Here is a 17,651-nt window from a genome sequence, read left to right as displayed (position 1 = left end):
AGGGGATCTCGGTCCATCGGGTGATGGGGACGGAGACGGAGTACGGCATCATCGCGCCCGCCCTGCCGTCGGCCAACCCGACGCTGCTGTCCTCCCAGGTGGTCAACGCCTACGCGGCCACCCTGCGGGAAGGGCTCGGCAACCTCGCCGGAACCCGCTGGGACTATACGGACGAGACCCCGCTGACGGACGCCCGCGGGTTCCGGATGGACCGGGGCAGTGCGCATCCGAGCCAGCTGACCGACGAGCCGCCCGAACTCACCGCCGAACAGATCGCCCTCGAACGCGGCGAGGCCGCCGAGGCGGCCGTGCTGATGAACCTCGTCCTCAACAACGGGGCGCGGCTGTACGTCGACCACGCCCACCCCGAGTATTCATCGCCGGAGGTGACGAATCCGCTCGACGCCGTCCTCTGGGACCGGGCAGGGGACCACGTCGCCGTCGCTGCAATGGAGCGGATCGCAACCACGCCGGGCTTCTCGCCCGTGATCCTGTACAAGAACAACACGGACAACAAGAGCGTCTCCTACGGGTCGCACGAGAACTACCTCGTGCCCCGGAGCGTCCCGTTCTCGAAGCTCGCCGAGGCCCTGATTCCCTTCTTCGTCTCCCGCCAGGTGATCTGCGGCGCGGGACGCGTCGGCAAGGGCCCGCTCAACCAGGAGCCCGGCTTCCAGGTCAGCCAGCGGGCGGACTTCTTCGAGAACGAGATCGGCCTGGAGACGACGGTCCGCAGGCCCATCATCAACACGCGGGACGAGCCGCACGCGGTGGCGGAGAAATACCGGCGGCTGCACGTGATCATCGGAGACGCCAACCTGAACGAGGTGTCCAACTACCTGAAGCTGGGGACGACGTCCCTTGTCCTCGCGCTGGTCGAGCAGGGCCTCGCGCCGGCTCCCACGCTGGAGGACCCGGTCCAGGCGCTGCGGACGATCAGCCACGACCCGACGCTGAAGGCGGCCGTCCGGCTGGCGGACGGCCGCAGCATCACCGGGCTCGAGCTGCAGGAACTGTACTGCGAGGCGGTGATGGACGCCGTCCCTGCCGGCGCCGACGAGCAGACGCGGGACGTCGTCGACCGGTGGCGGGCGCTGCTGGAGACACTGCGGCGGGAGCCGATGGAGGCGGCCCGCCACGTGGACTGGATCGCCAAGCTGAAGGTGCTCGAAGCGTACCGGGCGCGGGACGGTCTCGCCTGGACGGACCCGCGGCTGGCCCTCGTGGACCTGCAGTACGCCGACCTCCGGCCCGAGAAGGGCATCTACCAGCGACTGGCCCGCCGCGGCGACGTCGAACTGCTCGTGCATCCCGAGGAGGTCGCCCGCGCCGCCGTCCAGCCGCCGCGCGACACCAGGGCGTACTTCCGCGGCCGCTGCATCTCCGAGTACCCGGCCGAGGTCGTCGGGGCGAGCTGGGACTCCCTGATCTTCGAGCTGGCGGGGGAACGGCGGCTGCAGCGCGTGCAGACGCGCGAGCCACTCAGGGGCACGGCGATGCTCACCGAGGAGTTGTTCGACGTGGCAGCCGATGCCGAGGATTTCCTCGCCCGATTGTTGAGCGACCCGGATCGGCGCGTGGCACCATAGGACCAGATCACTGAAGTGATCACGAACACGGAGAGGGTGGCCATCATGGCGACACAGGACCGCATCAATACCGGCGGATCGTCCATCGAGGCGGAGGAGGAGATCCCCGAGCCCGCCCCCGCTGCTCCCGCGGCGCAGGACTCCACCCAGACCCAGGGCGTCGACGATCTGCTCGACGAGATCGACGGCGTCCTCGAGTCCAACGCCGAGGAGTTCGTGCGCGGGTTCGTGCAGAAGGGCGGCCAGTAGCGGATGCTCCCGGATGATGCAGCAGCTGCGGTTCCCCGGGCCGCCTCGACATCCTTTGCCGACTTCCTGGGCACCCACCATCCCGGGCTGCTGCCGTCGAACCGGACGCTCGGTCCGGTGACCGCGTCCACCGATGCCTCGCACCTGGCGCCGCATGCCACGACGATCGTCTCGCTGACCTTCCCCGGGGGCGTTCTGATGGCGGGCGACCGCCGGGCGACGATGGGCAACGTGATCGCGAGCCGCCACATCGAGAAGGTGTTCCCTGCCGACCGGTACTCCGTGCTGGGGATCGCCGGCAGCGCCGGGATCGGCCTCGACCTGACGCGACTGTTCCAGGTGGAGCTCGAGCACTACGAGAAGATCGAAGCGACCATGATGAGCCTGGACGGCAAGGCCAACCGCCTCGCCGCCATGGTCCGGCAGAACCTCCCCATGGCGATGCAGGGACTCGCCGTGGTGCCGCTCTTCGCCGGCTTCGACACGGACCGCCACGTCGGGAGGCTGTTCTCGTTCGACGTCACCGGCGGACGCTACGAGGAGCACGAACACCACTCGGTCGGGTCCGGCTCGGTCTTCGCGCGGGGTGCGCTGAAGAAGCTGTGGAATCCGCGCCTGACGGAGGCGTCGGCGGTGCGAGTCGCCGTCGAGTCCCTCTACGACGCGGCCGACGACGACTCCGCGACCGGCGGTCCGGACACCGTCCGTGCCCTCTGGCCCGTCGTCTACGTCGTGGACGGAGCCGGAGCGCGGCGCATCCCGGAGCGCGACCTCGAGTCCGCGGCGCACACCATCATCGAAGCCCGCTCCGCGGCGGGCCGGGAGGCATAGGCCATGACACAGCAGTTCTACGTTTCCCCCGAGCAGCTCATGAAGGACCGCGCGGACTTCGCGCGTAAGGGGATCAGCCGTGGCAGGTCGGTGGTGGTGATGAGTTGCCGCGACGGCATCGCGCTGGTCGCCGAGAACGCCTCACCGTCGCTCCACAAGCTGGGGGAGATCTACGACCGTATCGCCTTCGCCGCGGTCGGGAAGTACAACGAGTTCGAGAGCCTGCGGCAGGCCGGCGTGCGCTACGCCGACGTCCGCGGCTACTCCTACGCGCGCGAGGACGTGACCGCCCGTGGGCTCGCCAGCGTGTACGCGCAGAGCCTGGGTGCCGTGTTCACCGCGGAGAGCAAGCCGTTCGAAGTCGAACTCGTCGTGGCCGAGGTGGGGCACGCGCAGGACAGCGACCACCTCTACCGGCTGACCTTCGACGGCTCCATCGCCGACGAGACCGGCTTCGTGGTCATGGGTGGTGCCGCCGACGCCGTCGTCGACTCCCTCAGCGGCAGCTGGTCCTCCGACCTCAGCCTTCCCGAGGCCGTCGGGGCCGCTGCCCGGGCGCTGCGGAACGCCTCACGCCCGCCGGCCGACGGCGCCCAGCCCGGGATTCTGCCGCTGGATCCCTCCGTCCTCGAGGTTGCGTTCCTGGAACGCGACCCCGACACGCTGCGCGGCAGCCGCCGCGCGTTCCGCAGGGTCAGCGGCCCCGAACTCGAGAACCTCCTCCAGCACGAACAGGACACCTGATGGACCGGCGCATCTTCGGAGTCGAGACCGAATTCGGGATCTCCTACTCAGGGCCCAATTCACGCCCGCTCTCACCCGAGGAAGTCGCACGGTACCTCTTCCGCAAGGTCGTCAGCTGGGGGCGGTCCTCCAACGTCTTCCTCACCAACGGATCGCGCCTGTACCTCGACGTCGGTTCCCACCCCGAGTACGCGACCGCGGAGTGCGACGACCTGGCGCAGCTCATCGCCCACGACCGGGCGGGCGAGCTCATCCTCGAGGACCTGGTCTCGGAGGCCCAGCGCAAGCTCGCGCAGGAGGGCTACGACGGCAAGATCTACCTCTTCAAGAACAACACCGACTCCGCGGGCAACTCCTACGGCAGCCATGAGAACTACCTGATCCCCCGCAAGCTCGAATTCTCGCGCCTCGCGGACATCCTCATCCCGTTCCTGGTGACGCGGCAGCTCCTCGTGGGCGCGGGAAAGGTCCTCAGGACGCAGACCGGTTCCCTCTATGCGTTCTCCCAGCGGGCCGACCACCTGTGGGAAGGCATCTCCTCGGCCACGACCCGCTCCCGCCCCATCATCAACACCCGGGACGAGCCGCACGCCGACGCGGAGCACTACCGCCGGCTGCACGTGATCGCCGGCGATTCCAACATGTCCGAGACCACCATGCTGCTCAAGGTCGGGTCCGTCGACCTGCTGCTGCGGATGGTGGAGGCGGGCGAGATGATGCGGGACTTCCGCCTCGAGAACCCCATCCGGAGCATCCGCGAGATCTCGCACGACCTCACCGGGCAGCAGCTGCTCAAGCTCGCGAACGGCCGGCACATGAGCGCCCTCGAGATGCAGCGCGAGTACCTGGCGCGCGCGACGGCGTTCGTCGGCCAGCACGGAGCGCACAACGTCCACGTCCCGGCCGTCCTGGACCTGTGGGAGCGGGTGCTCGATGCCGTGGAGACCGGCAGTACCGCACGGATCGACACCGAGGTGGACTGGGCCATCAAGAAGAAGCTCATCGACCGGTACCTCGCCCGCTCGGGCGAGGACCTCGACTCGGCGAAGGCTGCGCAGCTCGACCTCACCTACCACGACATCTCCCGTTCCCGAGGCCTGTTCTTCCTGCTCCAGGCCCACGGCGAGGCCGCCCGGGTGGTGGACGACACGGCGGTCAAGGAGGCGGTGGACATCCCGCCGCAGACCACCCGTGCCAAGCTCCGCGGCGAATTCGTCCGACGAGCTAAGGAAGCGAACCGCGACTACACGGTGGACTGGGTGCACCTCAAGCTCAACGACCGCGCCCAGCAGACCATCCTCTGCAAGGATCCCTTCACCTCCGTGGACGAGCGCGTGGAGGCGCTGCTGCAGCAACTTTGACCGATTGAGGCCGCGCGTCGCGCTGTCGACCCCTGTTTGTCAGGGCGTTCCCAGGAGAAACCGCGTGCCCGCAGCCGTTAGGCTTGTCAGGGCCCTTTGTTCTGCGGGCAGCCTGAACTGGACACCAATCTGAAAGTAGTTCTGTGCGAAAGTTACTAGCAATCCTCCTTCCGCTGCTGCTGTTGCTCACGGCATGCGGCGGCACGACGACGGGGAAGTCGGCGGGTCCCGCCGAGGTCTTCGACACGGTGAAGGTGAGCGGGGGATCGGACGAGGAAGCACCCGACGTCGAATTCGAATCGCCCCTCGACGTCACCGGCGTCGCGGCCAAGACGGTCGCCGAGGGCGACGGCGACGAGGTGGAGGCCGGGCAGCAGGTCCACTACCAGCTCGTCGCGCTCAACGCCCAGGACGGCGAAGTCCTCGGCGATACCTACAGCCAGGGCGAGCCCCAGGTCCTGCCGGTCGACGACATGCTCAAGGAGCAGGACGGCGAACTCTACGAGGTCCTCGTGGGCACGAAGGTCGGCTCGCAGGTGGCCTACACCCGCCCCGCCCCGGAGCCCGCCGAGGGCGAGACCGCGAGCCCGGAGCAGCTGATCGTGCTCAAGGTCATCTCGGCCGAACAGCCCCCGCCGGAGCCGGAGGTCCTCTCGCCCGAGGATGTGAAGAAGCTCGACGACGAGGGCCAGCTGCCCACGTTCACCTTCGACGACAAGGGCGTGCCCGAGGTCTCCATCCCCGAGAACGAGCCCTCCGACGACCTCGTGGTCAAGGTGCTCGAAGAGGGCAAGGGCGACGTCGTCGCCGAGACCGACAGCATCACGGCCAAGTACAGCGGCTGGACCTACAGCGACGGCGAGAAGTTCGATTCGAGCTTCGACCGCGGCGAGCCCGCCACCTTCCCCCTGAACCAGGTCATCACGGGCTGGACCAAGGGCCTGGCCGGGCAGAAGGTCGGCTCCAAGGTACTGCTCGTGATCCCCGAGCCGTGGGCCTACCCCAACGCCTCCCAGGGCCAGCCCTCGGGAACGCTCGTGTTCTACGTCGAGATCGTCAGCAAGGAAGCGGCGAAGTAGTCCGCGTCCCTGCACAGCCACCGAACCTCCTACGAAAGGAAACCATGTCCTTCGGACAGCGCAACTTCGACCGGCAGAAGCCGGAGATCGACTTCCCCGTACACGAGGTACCCACCGACCTCGTCATCGAGGACATCATCGAGGGCACCGGCGACGAGGCGAAGCCCGGCAACACCGTGTCCACCCACTACGTGGGCGTGGCCTTCTCCACGGGCGAGGAATTCGACGCCTCCTGGAACCGCGGTGCTCCGCTCGACTTCCGGGTCGGCGTCGGCCAGGTCATCCAGGGCTGGGACCAGGGCCTCCTGGGCATGAAGGTCGGCGGCCGCCGTCGCCTCGAGATCCCCTCCCACCTCGCCTACGGCCCCAGTGGCGCCGGCTCGGCGATCGGCCCCAACGAGGCGCTGATCTTCGTGGTGGACCTGCTCGCCGTTCGCTAGGCAGCCGTCCGGGGCATCCGCCCGGACTCTCGGCCGGGCCAGCCCGGCGCCGTCCAGAAGGGACGCACGTCAACCCCGGTTGGTGTGCGTCCCTTCTGCCGCTTCCGGAAAGGTAGGGTTTCACCCGTGTCTGCAAAACGAACCGAACGGCTCCTCACACTCGTGATCATGCTCCTGTCGAGCCGGCGCGGGTTCACGAAGGAGGAGCTGTTCGAGGAGATCGACCTGTACCGCGAGGCGACCTCGGTGGCGGCGCGGGAGAAGCTCTTCGACCGCGACAAGGCGGCCCTCCGCGAGCAGGGCATCCCCCTTGAGTCCTTCAGCGAGGATGCCCTGTTCGAGCACGACAACACCGTGCAGCGGTACCGGATCAACGCCGAGGACTACCGTCTCGGCGGCGTCACGTTCCAGCCCGAGGAGTACGCCGTCCTCAACCTGGCCGCAGGGGTGTGGGACCAGGGCTCCCTCGACTCAGCGGCGTCCCGTGCCCTCAGGAAGCTCAGTTCGCGGAGCGCGGACGGCACCGTCGAACTCAGCCCCCTCATCCAGCCCCGCATCACCACGGACGCGCCGTACTGGGACATCGTGTGGCAGGCCCTCACCTCGCGCACCCCCCTCCGGTTCCCGTACCGGGCGGCGAGCACCGGCCGCGAGGAGGTCCGCACCGTGCACCCGTGGGGGATGGGAGCCCGGTTCGGCCACTGGTACCTCGTCGGCTTCGACACCACACGCAAGGCCGAACGCTTCTTCCGCCTCTCCCGCATGACCGGGGAGCCCCTGCTGCTGAAGGGCACGTTCGACGTCCCGGCCTCCTTCGACATGAACTCCACCCTCTCCTCCCTGTCCCGCAGTGAACCCGACCGCACCGCGGTCATCGCGGCGCGGCCGGGATCCTGCCAGGTGCTGCGCGTCCGCAAGGACACCGAGGTCCTCCAGACGGGAGAGGAGTGGGACATGCTGCGCGTGCCCTACGCCGCATCCAGCCCGATGGCGGCGACCATCGCGGGTCTCGGGACCAACGCGAGGGTCGAGGATCCCCGGGAGCTCGCGGCGGAGGTCGCCCGGCTGCTGGAGGGAGCCTTCGACGCAGCCGTCGCGGCTCCTGACCGCGTGGAGATCACCGCGGGCGCACGTCCCGTTCCCCGCCGGAAGTCCTCCTCCCAGGACCACCTGCTGCGCCTGCTCGACCTCGTGCCGTACCTCCTGGCGCACCCGGGCGCGGAAGTGGGGGAGACGGCGCGCCGGTTCGACGTGAGCGAGACCCAGCTGACCAAGGACCTCGACCTGCTGTTCGTGAGCGGTCCCCGGCACTACCCGGACGGGCTCATGGACGTGAACATCGAGGACGGCAGGATCTACCTGACCAACGCGCGTGACCTCGCCGAACCCGTGAAACTGAGCATGGACGAGGCCTGCTCCCTCATCGTGGGGCTCCAGGCCCTGCGCGAGCTCCCCGGGATGAGGAACAACGAGGCGATCGTCAGTGCGCAGACCAAGCTGACGGCCGCCGCAGGCGACGCGGCGCGGATCGGCTCCGCCGTCGCCACGAAGCTCACCGAGGACGACATCGACCCGACCCTCGAGGTGCTGCAGGCCGCCCTGCACTCGGGGGTCCGGGTGGCGGTGGACTACTTCGTCCCGACACGCGACGAGATCACGCACCGGCTGCTCGAGCCGATCCGGATCTTCCTCCACCAGGACACGTGGTACCTCGAAGCGTGGTGCGTGGACTCCGACGGACTGCGCAATTTCCGCCTGGACCGCATCCAGAGCGCCACGCTGACGGACGAGCCGGCCACGGCCACGGCGGGCGAAGCGTCCGCGGCGCGGGACCGGGAGTCGGCGCCCTACCGTTCCGGCGAGGCCGACCATGCCGTCACGCTCGTGCTGGAACCGCGGGCACGGTGGATCGCCGCCCAGTACAACGCCGATGCCGTGCAGGAGCTCGGGCAGGACCGGCTCGCCGCGCGCCTCAAGGTGGCCTCAACCTCGTGGATCCCCGGCCTGGTGGCGAGCCTGGGCGGATCCGCCGCCGTCGTCGCCCCCGAGCAGCTGCGCGAGGAGACGCTGCGCTGGCTGGAGGAAGCCCGGGCGCACCAGGCGCTGGCCTAGACTGGACGCATGCTCTGGTGGATGTGGATCGTGCTGTGGGTTGCGCTGGTGGCCGTCAGCGTGATCTTCCTCGTCGTCGTCGGCTTCCGCGTCTTCCGCCGGGGAGTGCGAACTCTCGGTGAATTCGGGGAAGCGATGGACCGCCTCGCGGTGAACACCCCGGTCGGCGACGACGGCCCGGCACCCTCCGCCGGCGTCCCCGGAATCCCCATACCCGCGGTGTTCTCCGCGCCGGAGGACGTCCGTGCGGCGCGGGAGGCCGCCCGGACCCGACGCATCGACGACCGCCGCAGCAGGCGCGTCCGCAAGCGCGCCGGCCGCGGGCAGCCCCAACTCCTGCAGGACATGCCCCACCTGTGAACTAAACTGGAGCGGGATCAACGAGAGGAATTCGGCATGAGGCTCGAAGGCTGGCACATCGTCATCATCATCGTTCTTGCGATCGTCCTGTTCGGCGCGCCGAAGCTTCCCGGCCTCGCACGGAGCCTCGGGCAGTCGCTGCGGATCTTCAAGTCCGAGGTGAAGCAGATGAAGGACGAGAACAACACCCCCGACGCCGGGACGGACCCGGTGGAGGGCCGGGTGGTCGACACCGGCCGGCCGCAGAGCTACACGCCCGCCTACGAGACACCCGTCCAGCACCCGGCGCCCGTCCAGCACCCGGGCCAGCAGGCGCCGCACTACCAGGACGGTGCCGCCGGCAGCGGCCCCGTGGGCGGCCCCGGTGGGACCCAGCAGGCGGGACCGCCGCAGCACGGCGGTACCTCGCACACTCCCTCCTAGGTCAGGTACCGGTGTCACCCGCGAAGGCCCGGAAGCGCGGCAGGAAAGCCAATCCGGAAGGGCGCATGGCCCTGAAGGAACACCTGCGCGAAGCACGCAACCGGCTGTTCAAATCCGCGGTGGCGGTCATCCTGGCGACCGTGGCCGGGTTCTTCGTCTACGACCCCGTGCTGCGCGCGCTGGCGGCTCCGATCATCGCGATCAACGCGCAGGAGGGCCGGACGGCGTCCCTGAACTTCGACAGTGCCGCGTCCCCGTTCGACCTGCTCATCCAGGTCTCGGTGTTCCTGGGCTTGGTGATCTCGAGTCCCGTGTGGCTGTACCAGCTGTGGGCGTTCATCACGCCCGGGCTCAAGACGAAGGAGCGGCGCATCGCGCTGGCGTTCATCGCCGTCGCGTTCCCCCTGTTCCTGGCCGGTATCGCCCTGGCCTGGTCCATCCTGCCCAACGCCGTGCGGGTCCTGACGGAGTTCACGCCTGAGGACTTCTCCAACTACATCAGCGTCTCCGTGTACTTCACCTTCGTGCTGCGGCTCATGCTGGCCTTCGGCATCGCGTTCCTGCTCCCGGTGGTCCTCGTGGGCCTGAACCTGGTGGGCCTGGTCTCGGGCCGGCAGATCCTCAGGGCATGGCGCATCACCGTGTTCCTCGTCTGCCTCTTCGCGGCGATGGCCGCCCCGGGCGGGGACGCGCTGAGCATGTTCTACCTCGCAGTGCCCCTGCTGCTGCTGTTCTTCGTGGCGATCGGGCTGTGCCTGCTCAACGACAAGCGCAGGGCCCGGCGTAACGCCGCCCGCGAAGCCGCCGTCGAAGCCACCGCCGACACCGCCTCGCCCCTGGACGCCCTCTAGGACGACGGGCGCACGACCGCAACCAGGACGACGGCGCAGCCGCGACCGGGACGACGGCGGCGCATGACGGCACGTCCCGGGCCTGTCCCGCAAGCACGACCAGGGCAGGACCACCGATCGGGTGCCCTGCGTGCCCGGCTCCTGCCGAGCGTCTAGGGTGGAAAGATGAGCACCCCCGCAGAGAGATATGCAGCTGCAAAGGCCCGCACTCAGCACTCCCGGACGCAGTTGTTCCATTTCGAGCAGACGCTGGATTTCGACCTCGATCCGTTCCAGCGGGAGGCGTGCACAGCCCTCGAGGCGGGCAGGGGAGTGCTGGTCGCGGCGCCCACCGGAGCAGGCAAGACGGTGGTCGGCGAGTTCGCCGTCTTCATGGCCCTGCAGCACGGTCTCAAGGCGTTCTACACCACGCCCATCAAGGCGCTCAGCAACCAGAAGTACTCGGAACTCGCCGCCGTGCACGGCAGCGACCGGGTGGGACTGCTGACCGGGGACACGAGCATCAACGCCGACGCCGACGTCATCGTGATGACCACCGAGGTGCTCCGCAACATGCTCTACGCCAACTCGGAGGCCCTCAACAACCTCGGTTACGTCGTGATGGACGAGGTGCACTACCTCGCGGACCGCTTCCGGGGGGCGGTCTGGGAGGAGGTCATCATCCACCTGCCCACCGAGGTCAAGGTGGTCTCCCTCAGTGCGACCGTGTCCAACGCGGAGGAGTTCGGTGCCTGGCTGGACACCGTCCGCGGCGACACGGACGTCGTCGTCTCCGAACACCGCCCTGTGCCGCTCTGGCAGCACGTCATGGTCGGGCAGAACCTCATCGACCTGTTCGCCGGGGACATCGCCTTCGACGAGGCAGCGCCGGCCGGCGCGGAAGCCGGAGCGCGGGACCAGTACGACGTCAACCCCGAGCTGCTCGAACTGGCCAGTAACGAGATCCGGCTGAACCAGCGGGCCAACTGGGGTGCCGGCGGCGGCCGCCGCGGCAGGGCGAGGAGCGGCCGCGGCGAACCCGCGCAGATGTCGGCGGTGCGTCGTGCGACGCGCCCGCAGGTCATCACCGCGCTGGACCGCGCCGATCTGCTCCCGGCCATCACCTTCATCTTCTCGAGGGCCGGCTGCGAGGCCGCCGTCACGCAATGCCTCCATGCCGGGCTGTGGCTGACTACCGAGGACGAACGCGACGAGATCAGCGAGACCATCGACGGCGCAACCATGGACATCCCGCGGGACGATCTCGAGATCCTCGGCTTCTGGACCTGGCGCGAAGGGCTGATCCGCGGCTTCACGGCGCACCATGCCGGCATGCTGCCCACGTTCAAGGAGATCGTCGAGCGGCTGTTCGCGGCAGGGCTCGTCAAGGCGGTCTTCGCGACCGAGACGCTCGCCCTGGGCGTCAACATGCCTGCGCGGACGGTCGTGCTGGAGAAGCTCGACAAGTTCAACGGCGAGGCGCACGTGAACGTGACGGCGGGGGAGTACACCCAGCTCACGGGCCGGGCGGGCCGGCGCGGGATCGACGTCGAGGGACACGCCGTCGTCCTCTGGCAGCCCGGGACCGACCCGGGAGCCGTCGCGGGGCTCGCGTCCCGCCGCACCTACCCGCTGAACTCGAGCTTCCGGCCGACCTACAACATGAGCATCAACCTCATGGCGCAGTTCGGGCAGGAGCGGTCCCGGGAGATCCTCGAGACGTCCTTCGCCCAGTTCCAGGCGGACCGCTCCGTGGTCGGCCTGGCGAAGCAGGTCCGCAGCCGCGAGGAGTCGCTCAAGGGCTACGAGAAGTCGATGACCTGCCACCTCGGCGACTTCCGCGAGTACGCGAACCTCCGGCGGGAGCTGTCCGACCTCGAGTCGAGGGCCACCCGGGACAAGTCGCGATCGCTGCGGTCGGCCGCGGAGTCCTCCCTGGAATCGCTGCGGCCGGGAGACGTGATCGACGTCCCCGGCGGTCGGAGCCAGGGGTACGCCGTCGTCCTGGACAGCGACACCTCGCGGGAACCGCGGCCCACCGTGCTCACGCTCGAGACGCAGATCCGCCGCGTGGGTGTGCAGGACCTCGACGGGCCCGTCGAGGTCCTCTCCCGCATCCGGATTCCCAAGCACTTCAGCGCACGCAGCCCGAAGGACCGCCGCGACCTGACGTCGTCGCTGCGCAACGCGCTGGAGCAGCAGCGGCCGCCGCGCAAGGGCGCCGACCGCGTCTCCGCCGGGTACTCGGCGTCGGCGGCAGCCGAGGAACGGGCCATCACCGAACTCCGTCGCCGGCTCCGGGCACACCCCTGCCACGGCTGCAGCGAGCGCGAGCAGCACGCGCGCTGGGCCGAGCGGTGGTGGAAGCTGCGCCGGGAGACCGACAAGCTCGCAGGCCAGATCCGCGGCCGCACCAACACGATCGCGAAGATCTTCGACCGCGTCTCCGAGGTCCTCGGGCACTACGGTTACCTGGAGTACACCGAGGACGGTGTGACCGTGAGCGCGTCCGGCCAGAAGCTACGCCGGATCTACGGGGAGAAGGACCTCCTGATCGCCCTCTGCATCGAGGAGGGCGCCTTCGACGACCTCGACGCCGCCGAACTCGCGGCCGTCACGACGGTGCTGGTGTACCAGGCCAAGCGCGAGGAACGCGGTGTGCGGCCGGTGATGCCGAGCGTATCGCTGGAGGGTTCCGTGGAGACGATCATCCGGCAGTGGTCGCAGCTGAACGACGTCGAGGAGCAGCACCGCCTGCCCGTGACCGGAGAACCGGAGCTCTCGCTCGTCTGGCCCATGTTCAAGTGGGCCCAGGGCAGGTCCCTGCAGGCCGCCCTGAGCGGGACCGAGCTTGCGGCCGGCGACTTCGTCCGCTGGTCGAAGCAGGTCATCGACCTGCTGGACCAGCTGGCCAAGGTGCCGGACCTCCCCTCCGGTCTGCAGCAGACGTGCGTGCGGGCGATCCGGCTGGTCCGCCGCGGCGTGGTGGCATACTCGAACATCAGTGAGTAGTCCCGCCGCGGGACCTGCCGACCACAGAAAGCCTCCCAGCACCCCCATGCCGAATTCGAAGCGCACCTCGACCGTCCTCTACCGCAACGGGTCCGTGTACAGTCCTGCCGACCCCTTCGCCACGGCGATGCTCGTGGACGGAGGGACGGTGGCCTGGGTGGGGTCCGAGCACGCCGCCGCGAACCTCACGGGACCGGACGTGCGCACCGTCGACCTCGACGGCGCCCTGATCACTCCCGGTTTCGTCGACGCCCACACCCATACGACGGAGACGGGCATCGCCCTCGGGTCGATCGATCTGACCTCCTGCCGCTCGCTCGCGGAACTCCTCGACTCGGTGTCGGCGGCGGCGTCGTCCGGATCCACCACGATCCTCGGCTTCGGCTGGGACGAGTCCCGGTGGCCGGAACGGCGCGTCCCGACGGCGGCGGAGCTGGACCGCGCAGGGGGCGGTGCCCTGGTCTACCTCGTGCGGGCCGACATCCACTCGGCCGTCGTATCGGGGGCCCTGGCGGACGCACTCGGCCTCGCCGGCCTGGACGGCTGGGACGACGGGTTCGTGGTGCGCGCCGCGCACGAGGCCGCACGGCAGGCCACCCGCAGGCTCACACCGGACCAGCGCTGCAGCTACCAGCAGGCGGCCCTCCTCCACGCCGCGGCCCGGGGGTACATCGCGGTCACCGAGATGGCTGCGCCGCACATCGCGCCCCGCGAGGACCTCGAGATGCTCCTCTCGATCGATGGGCCGGCGCACGAGGTGCCACTGCCCGAGGTCATCCCGTACTGGGCCCAGCTGACCTCGTCGAGGGACGAGGTGCGCGACCTGATGCAGGGCTTCGGGGGCCGGCTCGCCGGACTCGCGGGCGACCTCAACGTGGACGGTTCGATCGGTTCACGCACCGCCGCCCTCCGGGAGCCCTACAGCGATGATCCCGGGAACCGGGGCACGCTCTACCTGGGCGAGGACGAGGTCGCCGCCCACCTGCTCGCGACGACCGCCGAGACCGTCCAGACTGGTTTCCACGTCATCGGTGATGCCGGGCTCGACGTCGTCCTGCGCGGGCTCGAGGCGACGGCCCGCGAACTGGGCGTGGAGGAGGTGCGCCGATCACGCCACCGCCTCGAACACGTGGAGCTCGCCGACGACGACGCCATCGCGGCACTGGTGCACTACGGCGTCGCCGTCAGCGGCCAGCCCGTGTTCGACGCCCTCTGGGGCCGGGAGGGCGGCCTCTACGACCAGCGGCTGGGGCAGCGCCGTTCCGGGATGAACCGTTTCGCCTCGCTTCTGTCCGCGGGCGTCCTCGTGGCGCTCGGGTCGGACAGCCCGGTGACGCCGCTCGACCCGTGGGCATCCGTGCGCGCCTGTCTCCAGCACAGCAGCGCGGCGGAGAACATCTCGGCGCGCGCCGCCTTCATCGCCCACACACGGGCCGGCTGGCGGCTCTCCGGGCGCAGCCCGATGATGGGACAGCTGGCCCCGGGTACTCCCGCATCCTTCGCCGTCTGGAAGGTCGACGAGCTGATGGTGCAGACGCCGGACAACCGCGTCCAGTCCTGGAGCACCGACCCGCGCGCAGGGACGCCGCTGCTGCCGGCGCTCGATACCGAGAACGCCCCGCTCTGCCTCGAGACCGTGCATGACGGACGCCGTCTGTACGTCGCCGAGGGCTTCGCGGCGAGCTAGGCGGTAGCACCGCCGACGGAATTCCCGCAGTGCTGCAGGGAGTGTCGCGGGCAGCGTCCGGACAGTGTTCAGGCAGCATTGCAGCAGGAACTTCGGCACTATCCCCAGCAGGCCGAGGAGTGCCGCCTGACCTGCGCGGAAGTACGTCCGCGCAGGTCAGAAGGCTGTTGACACGCACTCCACAGCACGTAAGCTTTTGGCCTACGGGTAGAGGAACTCCTGCGGGAGGGAACCTGGCCGGCCCCCACGAGCGCAGCGCATCGGCCTGATCACTGGCGCGTGCTGCCCACCCGGATGGAGCCGGCACTCATAGCGGCAGGTCCACGCGTCCTTAGAGAACGGTGTCCGCCCGCGTGCGGCTACCGGTACGAAGCTGCGTGGACCTGCCCGAGTGCCGGCCCGATCCGGACGATCACCCCGGTGTTTCCGAGGGGCTCGGCGACCGTCGCCTATACTTGCAGATCGGCTCCCCGTCCGGGGCCGGTCCCTGCGCCCTGCGCACCCCCGATGGAAAGGCCCACCTGCGTGCGAGTCGTCACGATCATCCCCACCTACAACGAGATTGAGTCGCTTCCGCTGACCCTCGCCCGCCTGCGCGCGGCAGTGCCAGCCTCGGACGTCCTCGTCGTGGACGACAACAGCCCCGACGGCACCGGGGATCTCGCCGACCGGGCTGCTGCGGCTGACGACCAGGTGCACGTACTGCACCGGACCGGCAAGGAAGGCCTGGGGGCCGCCTACATCGCCGGCTTCCGCTGGGCGCTGGCGCGCGACTACGACGTGCTCGTGGAGATGGACGCCGACGGGTCGCACAAGCCCGAACAGCTGCAGGGCCTGCTCGACGCGGTGGACCGCGCGGACCTGGTGATCGGCAGCCGCTGGGTTCCCGGCGGCAGCGTGGTGAACTGGCCCGCCCACCGCAAGCTCCTCTCGCGCGGGGGCAGCACCTATTCGCGCCTTCTGCTCGGGCTGGGGGTCCGTGACATCACCGCCGGTTTCCGGGCGTTCCGCCGCTCCACCCTGGAAGCACTCGACCTCTCGGCCGTGGACTCCGTGGGCTACGGCTTCCAGGTGGACATGACGTTCCGGGTCGCCCGCCTCGGCCTCACCATCGTGGAGGTACCCATCACGTTCGTGGAGCGGGAACTCGGAGCGTCGAAGATGAGCGGGAACATCGTGTTCGAGGCGATCGCCAACGTCACGCGCTGGGGACTCAGCGCCCGGTGGAAGACCCTGACCGGTCGCCACTGATTCTCCCGCGGCAGCAAAAAGGCACCCGCCGCGGCGGGTGCCTTTTTCAGCTGCAGGGATTCGTCTGCAGGGACGAACTATGCGGAGCGGCGCTCGCCCCGGCGCTCGCGCAGGATCGTGAGGCGGTCCTGGAGGATCTGCTCGAGCTCCTCCACGGAGCGGCGCTCGAGGAGCATGTCCCAGTGGGTACGGACCGGCTTGTCGTTGGAGGTGTCGGGCTTCTCGCCGTCGACGAGGAGGGCTTCCTTGCCGGTCTTCGAGACCCATGTCGCCGGGATCTCCGCTTCGGACGAGAAGGTCACGAAGACCCGCTCGCCGTCCTCGCAGCGGTACTCGACCCGCTGGCGGGGAGCAGGTTCGACGCCGGATTCCGTTTCCATCGACTGCGCTCCGAGGCGCATGCCGCGCAGGCTGCGATCGCTCATGATTTTCTCCTAGTCACCGTGGCCCCCGTGTGCCGGAGAGCCGTTGCCGCTGTTCTTCACCGAAGTCGTCCACCGGACCTGCCGCTGACATGCCCGGCACCCGCTGTCGCCCGGAGGCGACAGGGAAGCTGTCTGTATAACACCCTCGGCCGCGCGAATGTTCCTGCGCGGACGGGTAAACACCTAAGTATACAGGCCGCCCGGCGTCCCCTCGGGAGTGTCCGGGGCGTTCTGCCGGAGCCTGTGCCGCGCACGCGCGGCGATGATGGCCGCCACCATGCATGGGCGACGGCCAGCAGGGCGACAGGGGCAGAGGTCCTCAGGGGCGCGGCATCAGTTCCGGGCCGTCCGACGGGGAGTCCGGTGTGGCGGTACCGAGGACGGTGCCGATGCCCTTCAGCGCCTCACCGACCTCGCTGGGGATGATCCAGAGCTTGTTCGCCGAGCCTTCGGCGAGCTTGGGAAGTGTCTGGAGGTACTGGTAGGCGAGCAGCTTCTGCGTCGGGTTGCCCTTGTGGATGGCGTCGAACACCTTGTGGATCGCCTGGGCCTCGCCGTCGGCCCGCAGGATCGCGGCCTTCGCGTCACCCTCGGCGGCGAGGATGGCGGCCTGGCGCTGGCCCTCCGCCGTGAGGATCTGGGACTGCTTGGTGCCCTCGGCGGTCAGGATCGCGGCGCGGCGGTCACGCTCGGCGCGCATCTGCTTCTCCATGGAGTCCTGGATGGAGTGGGGCGGATCGATCGCCTTGAGCTCCACGCGGCCGACGCGGATCCCCCATCGGCCCGTCGCCTCGTCGAGGACGCCGCGGAGCTGGCCGTTGATCTGGTCGCGGGAGGTCAGTGCCTCCTCGAGGTTGAGTCCGCCGACCACGTTCCTCAGAGTCGTCGTGGTGAGCTGTTCGACGGCCTGGATGTAGTTGGCGATCTCATACGTCGCCGCCCGGGGGTCGGTCACCTGGAAATAGACGACGGTGTCGATGGACACCACGAGGTTGTCCTCGGTGATGACGGGCTGCGGCGGGAAGGACACGACCTGCTCCCGCAGGTCGAGCAGCGGCAGCAGCCGGTCGACGAACGGAATGAGGATGGTCAGTCCCGGGTTCAGCGTCCGCTGGTACTTGCCGAGCCGCTCGACGACGCCTGCGCGAGCCTGCGGGATGATCCGGACCGACTTCACGAGTACGACCAGGACGAAAAGAATGAGGACGATCAGGACCAGAGTGAGCCCGATCGTCCCGGCGTTGCCGTTCATGGATCC

The 17,651-nt window shown here is 69.2% G+C and carries 16 protein-coding genes; 14 read left to right on the top strand and 2 right to left on the bottom strand.

Features of this window, described 5'->3' with window-relative positions; all coding sequences use genetic code 11:
- The first annotated feature begins 23 nt into the window (after window positions 1-23).
- The 14 genes from dop (at window position 24) to ACX80J_RS08485 (ending at window position 15,968) form a co-directional block, all read left to right on the top strand.
- The gene (gene dop / locus ACX80J_RS08550; protein ID WP_459344413.1) at window positions 24-1,589 is read left to right on the top strand and encodes a depupylase/deamidase Dop; all 1,566 of its coding nucleotides are present in this window, start codon (window positions 24-26) and stop codon (window positions 1,587-1,589) included.
- 45 nt (window positions 1,590-1,634) lie between these two features.
- Entirely contained in the window at window positions 1,635-1,838 is a 204-nt protein-coding gene (locus ACX80J_RS08545; protein WP_459347722.1) for a ubiquitin-like protein Pup, read from the top strand.
- 3 nt (window positions 1,839-1,841) lie between these two features.
- Complete coding sequence (prcB, locus tag ACX80J_RS08540) at window positions 1,842-2,669, top strand: proteasome subunit beta (protein ID WP_459344411.1); 828 nt, start codon at window positions 1,842-1,844, stop codon at window positions 2,667-2,669.
- A 3-nt stretch (window positions 2,670-2,672) separates the two neighbouring features.
- Entirely contained in the window at window positions 2,673-3,413 is a 741-nt protein-coding gene (prcA, locus tag ACX80J_RS08535) for a proteasome subunit alpha (RefSeq protein WP_459347477.1), read from the top strand.
- Window positions 3,413-4,774 carry a Pup--protein ligase gene (pafA, locus tag ACX80J_RS08530; RefSeq protein ID WP_459347476.1) on the top strand — a complete coding sequence of 454 codons (1,362 nt, stop codon included), beginning with the start codon at window positions 3,413-3,415 and terminating at the stop codon, window positions 4,772-4,774. The genes prcA and pafA overlap by 1 nt, the downstream gene beginning before the upstream one ends.
- A gap of 143 nt (window positions 4,775-4,917) precedes the next feature.
- Window positions 4,918-5,853, top strand: a complete 936-nt coding sequence (locus ACX80J_RS08525; RefSeq protein WP_459347475.1) for an FKBP-type peptidyl-prolyl cis-trans isomerase — start codon at window positions 4,918-4,920, stop codon at window positions 5,851-5,853.
- 44 nt (window positions 5,854-5,897) lie between these two features.
- Window positions 5,898-6,293, top strand: a complete 396-nt coding sequence (locus ACX80J_RS08520) for an FKBP-type peptidyl-prolyl cis-trans isomerase (RefSeq protein WP_459347474.1) — start codon at window positions 5,898-5,900, stop codon at window positions 6,291-6,293.
- Between the two features lie 126 nt (window positions 6,294-6,419).
- Entirely contained in the window at window positions 6,420-8,405 is a 1,986-nt protein-coding gene (locus ACX80J_RS08515) for a helix-turn-helix transcriptional regulator (protein ID WP_459347473.1), read from the top strand.
- Between the two features lie 9 nt (window positions 8,406-8,414).
- Window positions 8,415-8,765, top strand: coding sequence for a hypothetical protein (locus tag ACX80J_RS08510; protein WP_459347472.1), 351 nt, complete (start codon window positions 8,415-8,417; stop codon window positions 8,763-8,765).
- 36 nt (window positions 8,766-8,801) lie between these two features.
- Window positions 8,802-9,188, top strand: coding sequence for a Sec-independent protein translocase subunit TatA (gene tatA / locus ACX80J_RS08505; RefSeq protein ID WP_459347471.1), 387 nt, complete (start codon window positions 8,802-8,804; stop codon window positions 9,186-9,188).
- A 65-nt stretch (window positions 9,189-9,253) separates the two neighbouring features.
- Window positions 9,254-10,039 carry a twin-arginine translocase subunit TatC gene (gene tatC / locus ACX80J_RS08500; RefSeq protein WP_459344404.1) on the top strand — a complete coding sequence of 262 codons (786 nt, stop codon included), beginning with the start codon at window positions 9,254-9,256 and terminating at the stop codon, window positions 10,037-10,039.
- A gap of 165 nt (window positions 10,040-10,204) precedes the next feature.
- Complete coding sequence (locus ACX80J_RS08495) at window positions 10,205-13,030, top strand: DEAD/DEAH box helicase (protein WP_459344403.1); 2,826 nt, start codon at window positions 10,205-10,207, stop codon at window positions 13,028-13,030.
- 46 nt (window positions 13,031-13,076) lie between these two features.
- Window positions 13,077-14,717, top strand: a complete 1,641-nt coding sequence (locus ACX80J_RS08490; protein ID WP_459344402.1) for an amidohydrolase — start codon at window positions 13,077-13,079, stop codon at window positions 14,715-14,717.
- Window positions 14,718-15,242: 525 nt separating this feature from the next.
- Window positions 15,243-15,968 (top strand): polyprenol monophosphomannose synthase, encoded by a 726-nt coding sequence (locus ACX80J_RS08485; protein ID WP_459344401.1) that lies wholly within the window; start codon window positions 15,243-15,245, stop codon window positions 15,966-15,968.
- Window positions 15,969-16,045: 77 nt separating this feature from the next.
- On the opposite strand, the gene ACX80J_RS08480 is transcribed toward ACX80J_RS08485, so the two are convergent.
- Window positions 16,046-16,393 carry an RNA polymerase-binding protein RbpA gene (locus ACX80J_RS08480; RefSeq protein ID WP_104051092.1) on the bottom strand — a complete coding sequence of 116 codons (348 nt, stop codon included), beginning with the start codon at window positions 16,391-16,393 and terminating at the stop codon, window positions 16,046-16,048.
- Window positions 16,394-16,712: 319 nt separating this feature from the next.
- Window positions 16,713-17,645 (bottom strand): SPFH domain-containing protein, encoded by a 933-nt coding sequence (locus tag ACX80J_RS08475; protein ID WP_459344400.1) that lies wholly within the window; start codon window positions 17,643-17,645, stop codon window positions 16,713-16,715.
- Between the last annotated feature and the right edge of the window lie 6 nt (window positions 17,646-17,651).

This window comes from Arthrobacter rhamnosi (genome assembly GCF_054510975.1).
Note: the sequence above shows the minus strand (reverse complement) of the source record. Positions and strands in the feature narration are given on the sequence as shown.